Source organism: Methylobacterium sp. JK268, from assembly GCF_054052225.1.
In genome coordinates this window covers 1-17,297 of the sequence record NZ_JBSVZN010000023.1, presented here as the reverse complement: position 1 = coordinate 17,297, position 17,297 = coordinate 1, and the positions used below count along the sequence as shown (strand labels likewise).

General features: G+C 71.9%; 15 protein-coding genes. 7 read left to right on the top strand and 8 right to left on the bottom strand.

Features of this window, described 5'->3' with window-relative positions; all coding sequences use genetic code 11:
- The first annotated feature begins 34 nt into the window (after window positions 1-34).
- Entirely contained in the window at window positions 35-1,717 is a 1,683-nt protein-coding gene (locus ACW9J6_RS22450) for an acyl-CoA dehydrogenase family protein (RefSeq protein WP_457118737.1), read from the top strand.
- A gap of 119 nt (window positions 1,718-1,836) precedes the next feature.
- Window positions 1,837-2,760 (top strand): hypothetical protein, encoded by a 924-nt coding sequence (locus ACW9J6_RS22445; protein WP_457118736.1) that lies wholly within the window; start codon window positions 1,837-1,839, stop codon window positions 2,758-2,760.
- Window positions 2,761-2,809: 49 nt separating this feature from the next.
- Here ACW9J6_RS22445 and ACW9J6_RS22440 read toward each other — a convergent pair whose 3' ends face one another.
- From ACW9J6_RS22440 to ACW9J6_RS22430, 3 genes are all read right to left on the bottom strand, one after another.
- Window positions 2,810-3,025: a hypothetical protein gene (locus ACW9J6_RS22440; protein ID WP_457118735.1), complete on the bottom strand. Its 216-nt coding sequence runs from the start codon at window positions 3,023-3,025 to the stop codon at window positions 2,810-2,812.
- A 158-nt stretch (window positions 3,026-3,183) separates the two neighbouring features.
- Window positions 3,184-4,185 carry a 4-hydroxyproline epimerase gene (locus tag ACW9J6_RS22435; protein ID WP_457118734.1) on the bottom strand — a complete coding sequence of 334 codons (1,002 nt, stop codon included), beginning with the start codon at window positions 4,183-4,185 and terminating at the stop codon, window positions 3,184-3,186.
- Window positions 4,186-4,208: 23 nt separating this feature from the next.
- Window positions 4,209-5,444 carry an NAD(P)/FAD-dependent oxidoreductase gene (locus ACW9J6_RS22430; protein ID WP_457118733.1) on the bottom strand — a complete coding sequence of 412 codons (1,236 nt, stop codon included), beginning with the start codon at window positions 5,442-5,444 and terminating at the stop codon, window positions 4,209-4,211.
- A 386-nt stretch (window positions 5,445-5,830) separates the two neighbouring features.
- Here ACW9J6_RS22430 and ACW9J6_RS22425 point away from each other — a divergent pair, with 386 nt between their 5' ends.
- The 5 genes from ACW9J6_RS22425 to ACW9J6_RS22405 all read left to right on the top strand — a co-directional run bounded on the left by ACW9J6_RS22425 (window position 5,831) and on the right by ACW9J6_RS22405 (window position 11,666).
- Complete coding sequence (locus ACW9J6_RS22425) at window positions 5,831-7,045, top strand: ABC transporter substrate-binding protein (RefSeq protein ID WP_457118732.1); 1,215 nt, start codon at window positions 5,831-5,833, stop codon at window positions 7,043-7,045.
- A 75-nt stretch (window positions 7,046-7,120) separates the two neighbouring features.
- Window positions 7,121-7,993 carry a branched-chain amino acid ABC transporter permease gene (locus ACW9J6_RS22420; protein ID WP_457118749.1) on the top strand — a complete coding sequence of 291 codons (873 nt, stop codon included), beginning with the start codon at window positions 7,121-7,123 and terminating at the stop codon, window positions 7,991-7,993.
- A 4-nt stretch (window positions 7,994-7,997) separates the two neighbouring features.
- Window positions 7,998-10,031 (top strand): branched-chain amino acid ABC transporter ATP-binding protein/permease, encoded by a 2,034-nt coding sequence (locus tag ACW9J6_RS22415; protein ID WP_457118731.1) that lies wholly within the window; start codon window positions 7,998-8,000, stop codon window positions 10,029-10,031.
- Between the two features lie 5 nt (window positions 10,032-10,036).
- Entirely contained in the window at window positions 10,037-10,759 is a 723-nt protein-coding gene (locus ACW9J6_RS22410) for an ABC transporter ATP-binding protein (RefSeq protein ID WP_457118730.1), read from the top strand.
- A 124-nt stretch (window positions 10,760-10,883) separates the two neighbouring features.
- The gene (locus tag ACW9J6_RS22405) at window positions 10,884-11,666 is read left to right on the top strand and encodes a slipin family protein (protein WP_457118729.1); all 783 of its coding nucleotides are present in this window, start codon (window positions 10,884-10,886) and stop codon (window positions 11,664-11,666) included.
- Here the strand turns inward: ACW9J6_RS22405 and ACW9J6_RS22400 are convergent, their stop codons facing one another.
- The 5 genes from ACW9J6_RS22400 to ACW9J6_RS22380 form a co-directional block, all read right to left on the bottom strand.
- Entirely contained in the window at window positions 11,667-12,278 is a 612-nt protein-coding gene (locus ACW9J6_RS22400; RefSeq protein WP_457118728.1) for a TetR family transcriptional regulator, read from the bottom strand. It abuts the gene before it with no gap.
- A 277-nt stretch (window positions 12,279-12,555) separates the two neighbouring features.
- Entirely contained in the window at window positions 12,556-13,446 is an 891-nt protein-coding gene (locus ACW9J6_RS22395; RefSeq protein ID WP_457118727.1) for a manganese catalase family protein, read from the bottom strand.
- A 416-nt stretch (window positions 13,447-13,862) separates the two neighbouring features.
- Window positions 13,863-15,173: an NAD(P)/FAD-dependent oxidoreductase gene (locus tag ACW9J6_RS22390; protein WP_457118726.1), complete on the bottom strand. Its 1,311-nt coding sequence runs from the start codon at window positions 15,171-15,173 to the stop codon at window positions 13,863-13,865.
- 102 nt (window positions 15,174-15,275) lie between these two features.
- The gene (locus tag ACW9J6_RS22385; RefSeq protein ID WP_457118748.1) at window positions 15,276-16,415 is read right to left on the bottom strand and encodes a peroxidase family protein; all 1,140 of its coding nucleotides are present in this window, start codon (window positions 16,413-16,415) and stop codon (window positions 15,276-15,278) included.
- Window positions 16,416-16,466: 51 nt separating this feature from the next.
- A partial coding sequence (locus tag ACW9J6_RS22380; RefSeq protein WP_457115101.1) for an IS110 family RNA-guided transposase occupies window positions 16,467-17,297 on the bottom strand: 831 nt, incomplete at its 5' end.

The following is a 17,297-nucleotide window of genomic DNA, read 5'->3' as shown; positions in this document are numbered from 1 at the left end:
ATGCACTGCACAAGTTGAGCTGGAGACGAGAGCCATGTCCGCGCAGGCCGCGCCCCTGACCCTCGAGACCGACCTCGCCGCCCTGGCGCAGGAGGCCGCGGTCGCCGCCAAGGCGCTCGCGGCCGATGCCGGGCGCAGCGTGCGCTCCCGCGTCGCCTCGGCCGAGGGCCGGCTCTCGTCCGAGAAACTGGAGGCCGAGCAGCACGCCGCCCACGGACTCGCGTGGCTCGCCACCTACGCGGAGGCGGTGGCGCAGCTCGCCGCCTACGCGGAGCGCCTGCAGGCGGCCGGGCGCCTCGGCGAGACCGAGACCCTGCTCGTGCGCATCGGCATCGGCGAGTATCTCGACCAGATGTTCGGCGGCATCCCGATGAGCCAGGGCGAGATGGTCCGGCCCACGACGTCGCTCGGCCTCACGGCCCAGGAGGTCGCCCGCCACCGCACCGGCGCGGTCGAGACCCTGATCGCCGAGGGCAACACGCCCGCCCACCGCGCCGCCCTGGTGCGTTTGATCCGCGCGGGCCAGGGCTCGGCCACGGTGGGCGACAGCGGCCTCGACGAGGACATGGAGGCGATCCGCGCCGAGATGCGCCGCTTCGGCCAGGCCGAGGTGGCGCCGCACGCCCACGCGTGGCACCGGGAGAACGCCTACATCCCCCTCGAGATCATCGGCCAGATGGCGGAGCTCGGCGTCTTCGGGCTCACCATCCCGGAGGAATACGGCGGGATGGGCCTGCCGAAGATCTCGATGTGCGTGGTCTCGGAGGAACTCTCGCGGGCCTATATCGGCGTCGGCTCGCTCGGCACCCGCTCGGAGATCGCCGCCGAACTGATCCTGTGCGGCGGCACCGAGGAGCAGAAGAGCCGCTTCCTGCCCAAGATCGCCTCGGGCGAGATCCTGCCCACGGCCGTCTTCACCGAGCCGAACACCGGCTCCGACCTCGCGAATCTCCGCACCAAGGCGGTGCGGGAGGGCGACGTCTGGAAGGTCAGCGGCAACAAGACCTGGATCACGCATCCGGTCCGGGCCGACCTGATGACCATCCTGGTGCGCACCAAGCCCGAGGAGCCGGGCCATCGCGGCCTCTCGCTGCTGCTCGGCGAGAAGCCCCGCGGCAGCGACGCGGAGCCCTTCCCGGTGGAGGGCCTGTCGGGCGGCGAGATCGAGGTGCTCGGCTACCGCGGCATGAAGGAGTACGAGCTCGCCTTCGACGGTTTCGCGGTGCCGGCCGCCAACCTGCTCGGCGAGGTCGAGGGCAGGGGCTTCGCCCAGCTGATGCAGACCTTCGAATCGGCCCGCATCCAGACGGCGGCCCGGGCGGTCGGGGTGGCGCAATCCGCCCTCGACATCGGGCTGCGCTACGCGGAGGAGCGGGTGCAGTTCGGCAAGCCGCTGGTCGCCTTCCCGCGGGTGGCGGACAAGCTCGCCATGATGGCGGTGGAGATCGCGATCGCCCGTCAGCTCACCTACTTCGCGGCCCACGAGAAGGACGCGGGCAAGCGCTGCGACCTGGAGGCCGGGATGGCGAAGCTGCTCGCCGCCCGCGTCGCCTGGGCGGCGGCCGACAACGCCCTGCAGATCCACGGCGGCAACGGCTTCGCGCTGGAATACCCGATCAGCCGCGTGCTCTGCGACGCGCGCATTCTCTCGATCTTCGAGGGCGCGGCGGAGATCCAGGCGCAGGTCATCGCGCGGCGCCTGCTCGAAGGGCAGTGAGGGACGGGACGACCCGCCCCCGCATTCCCGCCTCATTCGGCGGGTCTAGTCCGCCCCGTCCAAGCACAAGGGGATGCGGGGAGAAAACCTCTCGCCCCGGAACCAAGGGAATGCGGGACATGATCGCTCGGCGGTCCACTCGGAGCGCGGCCCAGGCGGCCGCGCTCGCCTTCGGCCTCCTCGGCGCCGCGGCCGGCCCCGCCCTCGCGCAGGGCTTCTTCGGGGAGCGTTTCTCCGGCGTGGAGGAGGTGGACGAGGTGCTGGCGCCCCGCAGCGTCATCTTCCGCCTCGCCCGCGAGGGCTATGCGGGCTTCACCCACCCGCGCTTCGACGGCGAGACCTACACGCTGGACGCCGATTCGCCCTGGGGCAACCGGGTCCGCCTGGTCGTCGACGCCCATTCGGGCCGGGTGATCGAGCGCGGCCGGGTCGAGGCCCCGCTGCTGCCGCCGGGCATGATCCCGGGCCGGCGCCCGGGTTTCGGCTGGACCGAGGCCGAGGCGCAGCCCCTGCCGCCCGGCGCCGTCCGCCGGCCCGGCCTGCCGCCGCGCGACCTCGGCACGGACCTGCCGCCCGCCGGGATTCCCGGCTACGGGCGGGACGAGGCCCTGCGCGGCGAGCCGGAGCCGCGGCGCCTCGCCGCCCGCCCGCTGCCGCAGCCGGAGCGGGTCACTCCCCCGGCCGCGTCCGGCGGAGCCCCGGCGCCCGCCGCGCGCGGCGCCAACCCGCTCGGCCTCAACCCGGACACCCCGACGGCGCGCCGGACCGAGTCGCCGCGCAGGACCGCGCGGCCCGTGAAGCCCGTCGAGAGCCCGTCCGCCCTGGTCGAGCCGAAGCCCGCCCTAAAGGGCGAATCGGCTCCCGAACAGCCCGCCGGCCAGCCGGCGGTGGCGGCGGCGAGCGCGGCGCCCGCCGCGAAGCCCACGGCCTCCGCCGATGCCGGCTGGAAGACCCCGCCCGAGGCCGGCAACCGCCCGGTGCGCGTCATCGACGGCGTCACCCCCGTGCCGGGCAAGGAGGAGGCGGGGAAGGCCAGCCCGTAGCGCTGTCCGCGGCCTGCCCGGACCGGGCAGGCCGCGTCGGAGCCACCGCTCAGCGGCGGATCACGGCGTTGGCCGGCCCGCCCGCATGGCTTCCGGAATACCGGTAGGCGGACGGAGTCTCCGCGCGGACCACCGGCAGGGGCCGCAGGGCACCCGAATAGGCGGTCCGCGGATAGGGGCTCTGGGCGGAATCGATCCCCTGAGCGAGGGCCGGCACGGTTGCCGCCGCGAGGAACGCCGCGGCGAGGAGTCGGATCGTCGTCATGGTCACCTCCATCATCCGGATCTCGCGGAGACGGGTGGGGCCGCTCTCTCGGCGCTCATGAGGACGAGGCTCGTCCGCCGACGGCGCCGGGGCGATCGGCGGACGATGATCCCGCCCGCCGCCGGCGCCTGTGCGTTGGCGCACACGGATCGACACCGTCACACCACCTGGAACCCGTGCGCCAGCGGATCGCGGTCGTCGACGAAGATGGTGTTGTGGCCGGTGATGCGCGCCCAGCCGGCGACGCTGGGGCGGATCGCCGGGCGCCCGCCCACCTCTGCCGCGGCCTCCACCCGGCAGTCGAACATCGTGCCGATGATGCTCTCGTGGATGAAGTCCTGGCCCACCGCCAGGCGCCCCTTCGCCACGAGCTGGGCCATGCGGGCGGAGGAGCCGGTGCCGCAGGGCGAGCGGTCGATGGCCTTGTCGCCGTAGAACACCGCGTTGCGGGCATGCGCCCGGGCCGCCCGCGGCGCGTCGCACCACATCACGTGGCTGGCGCCGCGGATGCGGTCGTCCTCCGGGTGAACCGGGTCGAGGGCGGCCTGGGCGGCCTGCCGCACCAGCGGGCTCAGCCGCACGAGGTCGGCCGCCGTCATGCCGTCGAGGCCCGGCCAGGCCGGCTGCGGCTCCACGATCACGTAGTAATTGCCGCCGTAGGAGAGGTCGACCCGCAGCTCGCCCAGCCCCGGCACGGTGATCGGGACCTCGGCGGCGTGCAGGTAGGCCGGGACGTTGAACAGGCGCACCTGCTCGACGAAGGCGCCGTTCCGCACGTACTCGATCGCCACGCGGCCGGCCGGCGCCTCGATGGCGAGCCGCCCCTCCTCGCGGGGCGTCACCAGCCCCTCCTCCAGGGCCACCGTCACGGTGCCGATGGTGCCGTGGCCGCACATCGGCAGGCAGCCGCTCACCTCGATGAACAGCACGCCGAGGTCGCAATCCTCCCGCGTCGAGGGATAGAGGATCGAGCCCGACATCACGTCGTGGCCGCGGGGCTCGAACATCAGGGCGCGGCGGACCCAGTCGTGCTGGCTGAGGAAGATCTGCCGCTTCTCCGCCATCGGCACCGCGGGGAGCAGCGGCCCGCCGCCCGCGACGACGCGAACCGGGTTCCCGCAGGTATGGGCGTCGATGCAGAAGAAGCTGTGGCGGGCCATCGGGCGGTCCTCGGCGCGGGCGTTCAGGAAAAGCGGGTGATCGCGTAGGGCGAAAGGTCGATCGCGGCGGGCCGTCCGGCCAGGAGGTCCGCGACGAGGCGGCCGGTCGTGGCGGCCTGGGTCAGGCCGAGATGGCCGTGGCCGAAGGCGTAGACGATGCCCCCGTGACGCGGCGAGGGACCGATCACCGGCAGCGAATCCGGGGTCGAGGGGCGGTGCCCGGCCCAGTCCGTCCCCTCCGTGGTCCGCAGGCCGGGCAGGTAGCGGCGCGCGAGGGTCGCCAGCGCCCGCGAGCGCCGGTAATCGGCCTTCGCGGCGAGGCCGCCGAACTCCGCCGCGCCGCCGATGCGCAGGCCGCAGGTCATCGGCGTCGCCACGAACTTGCGCTCCGCGAAGGTGATCTCCCGGTCCAGGGCGACGCCCGGATCGGGGATCGTGGTGTTGTAGCCCCGCTCGCTCTCGATGAGCACCCGGTCGCCGAGCCCGCGCGCGAGGCGCCCCGACCACGCGCCCGCCGCGACCACGATCCGGTCGGCGGGAAGCCGGCGCCCATCCGCCAGCGCGGCCTCCGGCATGGCGCCGGGCACGATCCCGACCACCTCGCCGGTCAGGCAGGCGGTGCCGCCCGCCAAGAGCGCCGCGCGCAGCCCGTCGACGATCCGCCGCGGGTCGTTCACGTGCGAGCCCTGGGGGGTGAACATCGCGTGCCGGACGATTCGCCCGAGGGCGGGCTCCAGCGCCCGGGCCTCGTCGCCGGTCATCGTCTCGGCCACGATGCCGTGCTCCCGCTTGAGCGCCCATTCCGCCGCGTCGCGAAGAAATCCCTCCTTCGTCTCGTAGACCGAGAGGGAGCCGCGGCGATGGAGCTCCCCCGACAGGCCGGCCGCCGCCAGCATCGGCAGCAGGTCGTCATGCGCACGGGCATTGAGGGCGGCGAGCGCCGCGGTGATCCGGGCGACCTCCCGCGGCCGCCCGGCGCGGGCGAAGCGGAGGAGCCAGGGCAGCAGGCGCGGCGCGTGGGCGGGCCGGAGCGCCAGAGGGCCGAGGGGATCGAGGAGCCAGCCGGGCACCCGCCAGAGCACGCCCGGCACCGAAGCCGGCACGATCTCCGGGACGGCGATGCAGCCGGCATTGCCGAAGGAGGCCTTGTCGCCGGCCGGGTCGCGGTCCACCAGCGTGACCGCCCAGCCGTCCCGGCGCAGGTGATGGGCCACCGCAAGCCCGACGATGCCGGCGCCGATCACGACCACGTGGCTCACTGGCGTCCGTCCCCCGCCGGGGCACTCTCGCGGCGCTCCGGTTCCCTCGCGTGCATTTTTGTAGATTGTATCCGATCCGGAGATGCGTCAACCCTCCCCCGCAGCCGGGCTCAACCAGTCACGCTTCGCCGGATGAGGCGCGGGTTTCCCCTCTCCCCGCGTGCGGGGAGAGGGCATGCGCACGAACCGAAGGGGGAACCCGCAAGCCCAGCGAGGGGAGGAATACCCTGCGGCATCCCGGTAGAGTGCGCAGCCGCCGCCCTGTCCCCAATCTCAATCGAAAGGTTAAGTCGACAAGCGCAGCCGATTCCCGTTCACTCCCGCCCTTGCCAGGTCCGACCTCAACGGACCGGCGCGCTCGATGAGCGACCTCGGAGGAGAGCCCGATGCGATTGCCCGTCCCCGCCCTCGCGGCGGCCCTCGTCTGCGCGACCCTGCTGGCCGGACCGGCCGGCGCAGCGGATCCCATCAAGATCGGCGTGTCCGGCCCCTTCACGGGCGGATCCTCCTCCATGGGCGTGTCGATGCGCGACGGCGTGCGGCTCGCCGTGCAGGAGATCAACCAGAAGGGCGGGGTGCTGGGCCGCCCGCTCCAGATCGTCGAGCGCGACGACGAGGCCAAGAACGAGGTCGGCGCCCAGGTCGCCCAGGAGCTGATCAACAAGGAGAAGGTCGTCGCCACGCTCGGCTTCATCAACACCGGCGTGGCGCTGGCGGCCCAGCGCTTCTACCAGGAAGCCGAGATCCCGGTGATCAACAACGTCGCCACCGGCACGGTCATCACCAACCAGTTCAACCCGCCGGACTACGACGCCAACTACGTGTTCCGGACCTCGGCCTACGACACGCTGCAGGCCGGGATGATGGCCGACGAGGCGATCGCCCGCGGCTTCAAAAAGATCGCGATCCTGGCCGACTCGACCAATTACGGCCAGCTCGGGCGCGAGGACCTCGAGAAATACCTCAAGACCAAGGGCGTCACGCCGGTCGCGGTGGAGAAGTTCAACATCAAGGACGTCGACATGACGCCCCAGCTGCTGAAGTCGCAGGCGGCGGGCGCGGACGTCATCCTGGCCTACGGGATCGGGCCGGAGCTCGGTCAGATCGCCAACGGCATGGCCAAGCTCGGCTGGAAGGTGCCGATGGTCACCTCCTGGCCGTCCTCGATGCAGAGCTTCATCGACATCGCCGGACAGAACGGCAACGGCGTGACGATGCCCCAGACCTTCATCGAGGATAAGACCCTGCCGCGGCGCAAGGCCTTCCTCGACAGCTACTACGCCACCTACAAGGTCTCCAAGATCCCGACCCCGGTGGCGGGCGCTCAAGGGTACGACTCGGTCTACCTCCTCGCCGCCGCGATCAAGCAGGCGGGCGGCACCGACGGGGCGAAGATCCGCGAGGCGCTGGAGAACCTGACGGAGAAGGTCGAGGGCGTGGTGACGACCTACGACCACCCCTTCACCAAGACCGACCACAACGCCATCAGCCGCAACATGGTGGTGTTCGGGAAGGTGCAGGACGGCAAGATCGTCTACGCCAAGGACGAGGACGCCAAGAACGCGGGCGTCGTGCGCATGAAGGAGAAGGCGTCGAACTGATTCGGCGCCGCACGACCGGCCGACCGGCCCGCGCGGGATCGCCCCGCGCGGGCGTCACGCATGACAGGTTCCCCCATGCACATCTTCCTGCAGCTCGTGGCGAGCGGCGTCGCGGTCAGCATGATCTACGCGGCCATCGCCTTCGGCTACCAGCTCACCTTCGCCACCTCGAAGACGCTGAATTTCGGCCAGGGCGAGGCGCTGATGCTCGGCGCCCTGTTCGGCCTCACGCTCACGCCCTTCACGGGCTACTGGCTGATGCTGCCCCTGGTGCTGGTCTTCGGCTTCGCGCTCGGCGCCCTCGTCGAGCGGCTGGGCGTGCGCCCGGCCGTGAAGATCAAGTCCGAGTACGGGTGGATCATGGCCACCATCGCGCTCGGCATCATCTTCAAGAACGTGGCCGAGAACATCTGGGGCCGCGACGACCTGAAGTTCCCCTCGCCCCTGCCCGAGACCGCGCTGACCTTCGGGGGCGTCCGCGTCCTGCCGATGGAGCTGCTGATCGTGGCGGGCGCGCTGCTGATGATGCTCGCCGTCGAGCTGTTCAACCGCCGCTCGATCTGGGGCAAGGCGGTGATCGCCACCTCGAACGACATCGACGCGGCCGGGCTGATGGGCATCAACACCCGCAAGGTCATCACGCTCTCCTACGCGATCAGCGCCATGACGGCGGCCTTCGCGGGCGTGCTCGTGGCGCCGGTGACGCTCACCGGCGCCACGATGGGCTCGGTGCTGGCCCTCAAGGCCTTCGCGGTGGCGATCATCGGCGGCCTCGAATCCGGCCTCGGGGTCATCGTGGGCGGGCTGATCCTCGGCATCGCCGAGACGCTGACCGGCTTCTACATCTCGACCGGCTACAAGGACGTGCCGGGCCTGATCCTGCTCCTCCTGGTCCTCGCCGTGCGGCCAGTCGGCCTGTTCGGCAAGGCGGTGATCAAGAAGGTCTGAGGCCATGGCCCAATCGGCGTCCGCGCTCGCCCGCGAGTCCCTTCCCCCCGCCGCCCCGGGCCTCGGCCGCTTCGCCGGCCTGCTCGGCGCCGCCCTGCTGGCGCTGGCGCTCGCGGCCTTCCCGCACGTGGTGCCGAGCCCCTACTACGTCCACCTCGTCACGGTGATCGCGATCTACGCGATCCTGATCCTCGGCCTCGACATCGTGGTCGGCTACACCGGCCAGGTCTCGCTCGGCCATGCCGGGCTGTTCGGGGTCGGCGCCTACGCGGCCGCGGTGCTGTTCCTGAAACTGAAGCTCGGGATCTGGCTCGGTCTCCTCGCCGGCATCGGCGTCACGGCGGCCTTCGGCCTGCTGCTCGCCATCCCGGCGCTGCGGGTGAGCGGCCCCTACCTCGCCATGGTGACGCTCGCCTTCGGGACGATCGTGCAGATCTTCATCAACGAGATGACGGACCTGACGAACGGCCCGCTCGGCATCACCCTGCCGCCGGCCCGGGTCCTCGACTTCTCGGCTCTGGGGATGGCCTCGCCCTGGGGCGCGGCGGGCCGCAAGCTCGAATTCTACTATCTCGTCTGCGCCTGCCTGCTCCTCACCATCCTGGTGGTGAACCGGGTGGTGCGCTCGCCCTTCGGCCGCGCCTTCGAGGCCCTGCGCGACTCGCCGATCGCCTGCGACTGCATGGGCGTCAGCGTCTACCGCTACAAGGTCTACGCCTTCGTGATCTCGGCGGGCCTCGCGGGGCTCGCGGGCGCGCTCTTCGCGTGGTCGGAGCGCTACGTGGCGCCGAACACCTACGGCTTCGAGCTGACGGTGCTGTTCCTCCTCGCCGTCACCATGGGCGGGCGCAAGTCGCGCTCGGGGCCGCTGATCGGCGCGGCGATCGTCGTGATGATGCCGAACGTGCTCGCCGACATCGCCCTGGTGCGGATCATGGCGGGCGTCGTCGCGGCCCTGGCGCTGGGCATCCTCGCCGCCGCCTTCCTGCGCCGCCAGGCGAACCGCGTCGCGATCCTGGTGCCGGCGCTCCTGTGCATCGCCTTCTTCCCGGCGACGCTGATGCTCGACTCGGTCACCGACTACCGGCTGACCGTGTTCGGGCTGATGATCCTGTTCGTGGTCTACTACCTGCCCGAGGGCATCGTCGGCTGGCTGCGCGAGGTCCTGCCCGTCCTGCGCCCGGCCCATACCGGGGAGGGGAGGGCACTCTCGGCCTCCGGCGAGGCGCTGATCCGCCAGGGCGGCCGCCAGGGCGCCGACCCGCTGCTGCGCGTCGAGGGCGTGGTGATGCAGTTCGGCGGCCTCAAGGCGCTGGCCGGCGTCGATCTCGGGGTGCGGCCGGGCACGATCCACGGGCTGATCGGCCCGAACGGCTCGGGCAAGAGCACGATGATGAACGTGCTCACCGGCATCTACCGGCCGACGGAGGGCGCGGTGGTGCTGGCCGGCGGCCACCGCCTCGACGGGCGCACACCCTCCGAGATCGCGCTGGCGGGCGTGGCGCGGACCTTCCAGAACGTGCAGCTCTTCCGCGAGATGACGGCGCTGGAGAACGTGCTGGTCGGGCTCCACCACAGCTTCCGCGGCACGCTGTTCGACGCGATCCTGGCCACGCCCCGGCGGCGGCGCGAGGAGCGCGAGGCCCGCGCCCGCGCCATGGCGCTGCTGGACGTCGTGGGGCTGGCGAGCCTCGCTCAGGTGGAGGCGCGCAACCTGCCCTATGGCAAGCAGCGCCTGCTCGAGATCGGCCGGGCGCTGGCGCTCGATCCCGTCTTGCTCCTCCTCGACGAGCCGGCCGCGGGCCTGACCGCGCCCGACATCGCGGAGCTGACCGCGATCATCCGCAAGATCCGGGACGCCGGCATCACGGTGATCCTGATCGAGCACCACATGGACGTGGTGATGGGGCTCTGCGACCGGGTCAGCGTGCTCGATTTCGGCCACAAGATCGCCGAGGGCGGCGCGCGCGAGATCCAGTCCGACCCGAAGGTCATCGAGGCCTATCTCGGCAGCCCGGTTGCCGACGCGGCGGAGTGAGGGACATGCTCGACGTCACGGGGCTCACCGCCGGCTACGGCCAGGTCGAGGTGCTGCACGGGCTCACCTTCGCGGTGCCGAAGGGACAGGTCGTGACCCTGATCGGCTCGAACGGGGCCGGCAAGACCACCACGATGCGCGCGCTCTCGGGCATGATCCGGCCCCGGGCGGGCTCGATCCGGCTCGCGGGCCGGGAGATCGGCGGCCTCGACAGCCACGAGGTCGCCCGGGCCGGCCTCGCCCATTCGCCCGAGGGGCGGCGCGTCTTCCCGACGCTCACCGTCGAGGACAACCTGACGCTCGGCGCCTTCCCGCGGCTCACGGGCTCGCGGCCGAAGGGCGACGTCGCCGCCGACCGCGACCGGATCTACGGGCTGTTCCCGCGGCTCAAGGAGCGCCGCGCGCAGCTCGCCGGTACCCTCTCGGGCGGCGAGCAGCAGATGCTCGCCATGGGCCGCGCCCTGATGCTGCGCCCGGAGATCCTGCTCCTCGACGAGCCCTCGATGGGCCTCGCCCCGAAGCTCGTCGAGGAGGTGTTCCGCACCATCCGGCGGCTGAAGGAGGAGCAGGTGACGATGCTCCTCGTCGAGCAGTTCGCCATGGCGGCGCTCGGCGTCGCGGACCACGCCTACGTGCTGGAGAACGGCCGCATCCGCTTCCAGGGCCCGGCCGCGCAGCTGCGCTCCGACCCGGCCGTGCGGGCGGCGTATCTGGGCGGGGGGCATTGAGGGCCCCCCTCAAGCCTCCCCGGCCGACCCGACCGGAGGCACCCGCGGAGGACCATGTGTGCCACCGCGCCCCGCCCATCCCCAACAAATGCTAAAATCCCGGCCGCCCAACCGGAGGCCGTCCATGTCCTTCCTGCTCCTTCCGCTCCTCGCCCTCGTCGTCCTGGTCGCCCTCTCGGGCCTGCGCATCGCCAACCAGTACGAGCGCGCCGTGGTGTTCCGGCTCGGGCGCTACCACGGCACGCGGGGGCCGGGCCTCTACTGGCTGATCCCCTTCGCCGAGTGGCAGTCGACCGTGGACCTGCGCGTCGTCACCGCCCCGGTCGAGCAGCAGGAGACGATCACCAAGGACAACGTGCCGATCCAGGTCAACGCGGTGATCTGGTACCGGGTGATCGACCCGACCCGCGCCCGGCTCGAAGTGCGCGACATCGGCACGGCGGTGATCCAGGTCGCGCTCACGACCCTGCGGATCGTGCTGGGCCAGCACACCCTCGACGACGTGCTCAAGGAGCAGGAGATCATCTCCCGCGTCATGCAGGAGAAGATCGACGCCGTGACCGAGCCCTGGGGCGTCAAGGTCGAGCGGGTCGAGATGAAGAACGTCGAGATTCCCGAATCCATGCAGCGGGCCATGGCCCAGGAGGCCGAGGCCCTGCGCGAGAAGCGCGCCCGGCTGATCAAGGCCCAGGCCGAGCTCGAAGCCGCCGAGCAGCTGCGCGCCGCCTCCGAGACCATCATGCAGAACCCCGCCGGGCTCGAATTGCGGCGCATGCAGATGATCACCGAGGTCGGCGCCGAGCAGAACACCACGACGATCATCATGATGCCGTCCGAGTTCGTGAACGTCGCCGGCCGCATCGCCGAGACCCTGGCCCGGCAGGCGAAGGCGGATCCCGGCGCCTGATCAGGTCGCCCGGATCGCCTGCATCTGGTCCACGAAGAGACGCTTGACTGCCTCCTCGGTGAGGCCCGTCGCCCGCACCAGTTCCGGGCCGAGGAGCGTCGCCCCGAGCACGCCGGAGAGCAGCATGAAGGTGATCGGCCCGGTGCCGCGCTGCTGCGGGTCGGTGCCCGCCGGCTCGACCAGGCGCAGCAGCCGGACCTCCCGCGCCACGGCGGCGAAGAACGGCTCCAGGCTGGCGATGTCGCCGGCGGCCGCGAGCCAGGCCACGAGCCGCCCGTAGCCGCCGCGGTTCAGCGCTTCGAAGATCTCCGCCACCACCACCTCGGGACCGATGGCGCCGGCGCGCAGAGCCGCGACGCTCGCCTCGGCCTCCCGCGCCATCGCCTCGGCCATGTCGGCGACGAGCGCCGCGTGCAGGGCCGCGCTCGTCCCGAAATGGTGGGTGACGTTGCCGTGGGTCATGCCGACCGCCGCCGCCACGCCCTGCAGGGTGAGGGCCTGAGGCCCCTTCTCCAGCAGCAGCGCGCGCGCCGCTTCGAGGACGACGCGCCGCGCCTCCTCGGGGGCACGGCGGCGGCGCTTGGGGCGGGTCTCGCCGGGGGGGATGGCCATGCCTCGTGACGGACCGAAGAGGAATTTCGTCTTCCCGAAAACAAAGGCACAGCTTGCCCGCCAGCACAATCGCCCAAGCGACCGTCGCCCGGCGGCGGGTCGTCGCCACCTCGGCCCTCGCCCCGGCGGCGGTGCGCCCCCGCGGGGTCGGGCCGTGCCGCCCGCCAGGTGAACCCGCCAGGTGAACCCGCCAAGCGAACCCGCCAAGCGAACCCGTCACGTGAGCCCGGCGGGCGAGATCCCGCGCGGCGGCGTCGCGCCGCTCGGGCCGGCGCGGTCAGATCTTGCTGTGGGTGACCGGCGCCTTCGTCATCTGCTCCTTCTGGGCGGCGGAATCCGGGCGGGCCGGGCCGAGCACCGGCTCATCGCCGAGGGGCTCGAAGGCCTTGAAGTGGAACTGGCCGTGGCCGTCGATCGAGGGGCCCTCGCTGTAGCGGCCCGGGGTCACCGGCGTGCCGTTCCGCTCCGTGCCCATGAACATGTAGCTGAAGTCCTGCGCCTCCTTGGACTGGTCGAAGCTGTTGGGCACCGGCAGCGACTCGCGCAGGCCCCCGAGATCCTCGATCACCGCGAGCCATTGCTGCTGGTGCATGGTGTCGCGGGCGATGAGGAAGCGCAGCATGTCCTGCATGCCGGGATCGTGGGCGGCGTTGAACAGGCGCACCGCCAGGGTGCGGCCGGTCGCCTCCGCGGCGACGTTGGCGAACATGTCGCCGACGAGATTGCCGCTGGCGTAGACATGCGAGCAGTCGAAGGGCACGCCGTCGCAATTGGCCGGGAAGGCCGCCATGCCGGTCGACAGGATGTGGCGGTGGAGCATGCCCTCGACCACGTGGCGCGGGCGCTCGCCCCCGCTCATCACCGCCCCGACGATCGGGTTGGCCTGGGCGGTCGTCTCCTGCAGCGTCGCGGGCGCATTCTCGAGGTTCAGCGCGACCGCGGTCGCCAGCATCTCGATGTGGCCGATCTCCTCGGTCGCCGTGTTCAGCAGCACGTCCCGGTACTTGTTGTCCGGGCCGCGCGCGCCCCAGGCCTGGAAGAAGTACTGGAGGCAGACCCGGATCTCCCCCTCGATGCCGCCGATCGCCTGCTGGAGCTGACGGGCGAAGATCGGATCCGGCGTCCCGACCTTGACCGGGTACTGCAGGCGCTTGTCGTGGTAGTACATGGAGACACTCCTGGTCGGGCGGTCCGGGCACGCCGTTCGACACCCCTCAGATACTCTGATGGAGTATGCGGCGCATGGCGGCTCAACGCCCGCCGCGCGGCAGGGTTCACGCCGCGGGAGATTTTCGGGGCGTCCTCGCGAAGTTCTTTGACCGTCAGACCCCCGGTCTGCCGCACATTTCAGATGAACGACAGAGATGAAGCGCGGCGCCTACGGGATATTCACCCAGTTTAATCGTGAGCCGGGTACGATTTTTCGATGGAAAGGACGCTCCGCCGGCCGGAAAGCGGAGCGCGGGCGCGCGCGTCGGGAGGGACCGATGGAGGGCCGACCTTCGGGAAGCGGCGTCGTGATCTCGTCCGCCGGGATCCGCCGCGCGGGCTTGCCGATCGTCCTCCGCCTCGATCGCGGGCGGGTCACGCCCGCTGATGATGGGCGGCGCGGGCCTCCTCCCGCTCGGAGATCAGGCGGGCGCCGCGCTGGTGGGTGGCGTAGGCCCAGAGCCAGCGCAGGGTCACCACGAGGCGGTTCTGGAAGCCGACCAGCAGGTAGACGTGGGCGACGCCCCAGACCAGCCAGGCCGGGAAACCCTTGAGCTTGAGGCTGTCCCACTGCACGACGGCGCTGTTGCGCCCGATCACCGCGAGGTTGCCCCGCGAGCGGAAGCGGAACGGGGCGGGGACCTGGCCGGAGGCGATCCGCGCGCGCAGGGCCCGGCCGAGATAGTGGCCCTGCTGGTGGGCGACCTGGGCGAGGCCCGGCAGGGGCGAGCCGTCCTGCGCGTGCGCGAGCGCGACGTCGCCCAGCGCGTAGACCCCCGCCACGCCCGCCACGGCGAGGTCCGGCCCGACCGGGACGTGGCCGGCCCGGTCGGTCTCGACGCCGAGCCAGCGGCCGGCCGGGGAGGCCCGCACCCCCGCCCCCCAGACGATCACCGCGGCCGGGATGTGCCGGCCGGAGACGGTGACGCCCGCCTCGTCGATGTCCTCGACGGGCGAGCGGGTGAGCACCGTGACGCCCAGCCCCTCCAGCGCCCGGGTCGCGTAGGCCGAGAGGTCCTCCGGGAAGGTGCCGAGGATGCGCGGGGCCGCCTCGACGAGCAGGATCCGCGCCTTGGTCGGGTCGATGGACCGGAAGTCGCGGGCGAGCGCGTGGCGGGCGAGCCCCGCGATCGCGCCGGCCATCTCGACGCCGGTCGGGCCGCCGCCGATCACCACGAAGGTGGTGAGGCGCTCGCGCGCCGCCGGGTCGGCGGCCCGCTCGGCCTGCTCGAAGGCCAGCAGCACCCGGGCGCGGATCGCCCGCGCGTCGTCGAGGGTCTTGAGGCCCGGCGCGAGGCCCTCCCACTCGGGATGACCGAAATAGCTGTGCGTCGCCCCGGTGGCGAGCACGAGCGTGTCGTACGCGATGGCGCCGCCGTCGCGCAGGAGGACGCGGCGCCCCTCCCGGTCCACGCCATCGACCTCGCCGAGCAGCACCTGCACGTTGCGGGCACGGCTGAGGATGCGCCGGATCGGCTCCGCCACCTCCCCGGGTGCCAGCACGGCGGTGGCGACCTGGTAGAGCAGGGGCTGGAACAGGTGGTGGTTGCGCCGGTCGACGAGGGTCACGCGGATCCCGGGCGCGCCGGCGAGCTCCTGCGCCACCGCGAGGCCGCCGAAGCCGCCCCCGACGATCACGACGTGGTGGCCGGCTCCGGTGGAGCGGACGTCGGATAAGGGTTCCATGGCAATCCCGCGGGGCCGGCCCGGTGCCGGCCCGCCGCGGTCTCAACCGGTCCGTCGGGACCGCGGTTCCTGGGAAGACGCGGTCCGGCGGGCCGGGGCGGCTCACGCCTGCAGGGCGGCGCGGACGAGGTCCCGCAGGCCGAACCGCCCGTCCGGCCCGACCTGGTGCGGCGTCCAGGTGGGATCCTGGTTGAAGTAGGAGGTCTCGTCGGCGAGGAGCAGGCCCACGAAGGTCTCGGCGACGATCCGGCCGCCGACCTCGCCGAGCTGACGGGTCGTGATCGACTTCACCCCCTGCTTCGTCTCGACCGGAACCGTCACCTCCTTGGTCTCGGCGAGCACGTAGGTCCAGAGCGGGCAATTGTCCTTGAACACGGGGCTGATTTCCAGGATCGGCGTCAGCGTGTCGGTGGGATCGCCGGTGAACTTGCCGATCTTGATCTCGCCGTCGGGGAGCGGGACGACGCCCATCGCCCGGGCCACGCTCTGCCCGGTGGGCAGCCGCATCCGCCAGCCCCGCAGCAGGTTGCGCTGGGCGAGCGAGGTCATCGGCCCGCCGGACGGGGAGAGCGGCGGGTCGAAGGGGGGATTGGGCAGCGTCCCGAGCGGATCGACCAAGGAGGTGTCGATCTTGTAGGCGAGCTGCAGGCGGTTCTTGTTGCCGGGAACGTCCTTGTCCGGATCGCCGTAATCGAGCACCTCGAGATCCGCGAAATGCGCCCAGTCGATGGCCCAGTCGGCGCGGAACTCGTGGAATCCCGTCAGGGCCGCGTCCGCCGACGGCCCGAAGATGGGCAGGACCGGCGCGGTCTCGTTCAGGCGGTAGCCGGGCCGCACCATCGAGTGCCCGAAGCGGTAGGCGGCGGCGGCGAATTCGTGCGGCATCACCGGCTCGCGCTCGAGATCGAAGAAGGCGAGGCGCGGCGGATCCTTGCGCACGGTGGTGCCCGCGTAGTGGTGGGGGAGGATGTCCTTCAGCACCGGCTCCCAGATCAACCGGGGCAGGAAATCGTTCACCAGCACCCACTGGTAGTGGAAGCGGACCTCGCGCTGCACCCGGGCGAAGCGGGTGCGGGCGGGGCCCTTGTCCTCGTCGAGGAGCCGGTTGTGAAAGCGGTGGAACAGGCCCTGGAGCTGGGAGACGATGACGTTCTCGTCGTTGCGCGGATCACCGATGATGGCCCGGCGCGCGTTCTTGATGTCCTCGGGCTTGGCCGGATCGGTCGGCCGGCTGCGCGGCAGGTCCCGGGCGTTCGGGTTCTTCGCCGCGCCGGTGAGCGACTGTCTGGCGTGTCAAGTCTGGGCGGCGAGTTGGGCGCGGACATCACGGGCCTTGGCGTTGAGGCGCACGAGCAGCTTGTGGGCGAGAGCGATGCGGATGACCTTTGGGGGCTTTCCGGCTTGGCGCAACCGTTGGTCGAAGGCGATGAAGTCGGGATCGAAGCGCCGCACGCAGCTGGTGACCACGAACAGGATGGCGCGCACGTCGGCCCGTCCGCCGCGCACGGGGCGTCGGCCGCTGCTCTGGCCGCTGTCGCGGGCGATGGGTGCCAAGCCGGCCAGCTTGGCGATGGCTTTGCCCGAGAGGGTGCCGATCTCCGGCAGGTCGGCCATCAGGCGGGCGATCGTGCGGTCGGCCACGCCCTTGATCGTGCGGAAGGTCGCATCGAGGGCAACCCAGAGCGGATCGGCCTTGAGCTGGGCGGTGATCGCCTCCTCCAACGCGGCGATCTGGCGGTTGATCAGCTCGACCATCTCGGCGACCGAGGTGCGCACCTGCGGCTCGGTGACGAGGCGGCCCTGGTTGGTCTGGACGGTGCGCGCCTCGACCAGTTGATGCAGGCGCGTGACCAGGGCGCTGAGCCGCTCCTGAGCCGGGCTGGCCGGCGGCCGGGGTTTGATCCGGCGCACCTCGGCGAAGCGCGCGATGACGCCGGCATCGATCTGGTCGGTCTTCTCGAGGATGCCCATGGCCTCGGCGAAGCGCCGCACCTGGCGGGGGTTGAGGAGGGCGCAGGGCAGGCCGTCCGCCCAGAGCAGGCGGAAGGGCTGCTGTTCGTAGCCGCCGGTGGCCTCCAGGGCGACGAGGGTGACGTGGTTGTCCCGGCAGAAGCGGGCGAGCGT

What these genes read in the sequence shown, in the direction of transcription:
- ACW9J6_RS22400 (WP_457118728.1), bottom strand. Translation starts at nt 12,278, where the DNA reads ATGGCCATCCCCCCCGGCGAGACCCGCCCCAAGCGCCGCCGCCGTGCC.
- ACW9J6_RS22435 (WP_457118734.1), bottom strand. Translation starts at nt 4,185, where the DNA reads ATGGCCCGCCACAGCTTCTTCTGCATCGACGCCCATACCTGCGGGAAC.
- ACW9J6_RS22410 (WP_457118730.1), top strand. Translation starts at nt 10,037, where the DNA reads ATGCTCGACGTCACGGGGCTCACCGCCGGCTACGGCCAGGTCGAGGTG.
- ACW9J6_RS22420 (WP_457118749.1), top strand. Translation starts at nt 7,121, where the DNA reads ATGCACATCTTCCTGCAGCTCGTGGCGAGCGGCGTCGCGGTCAGCATG.
- ACW9J6_RS22440 (WP_457118735.1), bottom strand. Translation starts at nt 3,025, where the DNA reads ATGACGACGATCCGACTCCTCGCCGCGGCGTTCCTCGCGGCGGCAACC.
- ACW9J6_RS22395 (WP_457118727.1), bottom strand. Translation starts at nt 13,446, where the DNA reads ATGTACTACCACGACAAGCGCCTGCAGTACCCGGTCAAGGTCGGGACG.
- ACW9J6_RS22390 (WP_457118726.1), bottom strand. Translation starts at nt 15,173, where the DNA reads ATGGAACCCTTATCCGACGTCCGCTCCACCGGAGCCGGCCACCACGTC.
- ACW9J6_RS22425 (WP_457118732.1), top strand. Translation starts at nt 5,831, where the DNA reads ATGCGATTGCCCGTCCCCGCCCTCGCGGCGGCCCTCGTCTGCGCGACC.
- ACW9J6_RS22445 (WP_457118736.1), top strand. Translation starts at nt 1,837, where the DNA reads ATGATCGCTCGGCGGTCCACTCGGAGCGCGGCCCAGGCGGCCGCGCTC.
- ACW9J6_RS22450 (WP_457118737.1), top strand. Translation starts at nt 35, where the DNA reads ATGTCCGCGCAGGCCGCGCCCCTGACCCTCGAGACCGACCTCGCCGCC.
- ACW9J6_RS22405 (WP_457118729.1), top strand. Translation starts at nt 10,884, where the DNA reads ATGTCCTTCCTGCTCCTTCCGCTCCTCGCCCTCGTCGTCCTGGTCGCC.
- ACW9J6_RS22415 (WP_457118731.1), top strand. Translation starts at nt 7,998, where the DNA reads ATGGCCCAATCGGCGTCCGCGCTCGCCCGCGAGTCCCTTCCCCCCGCC.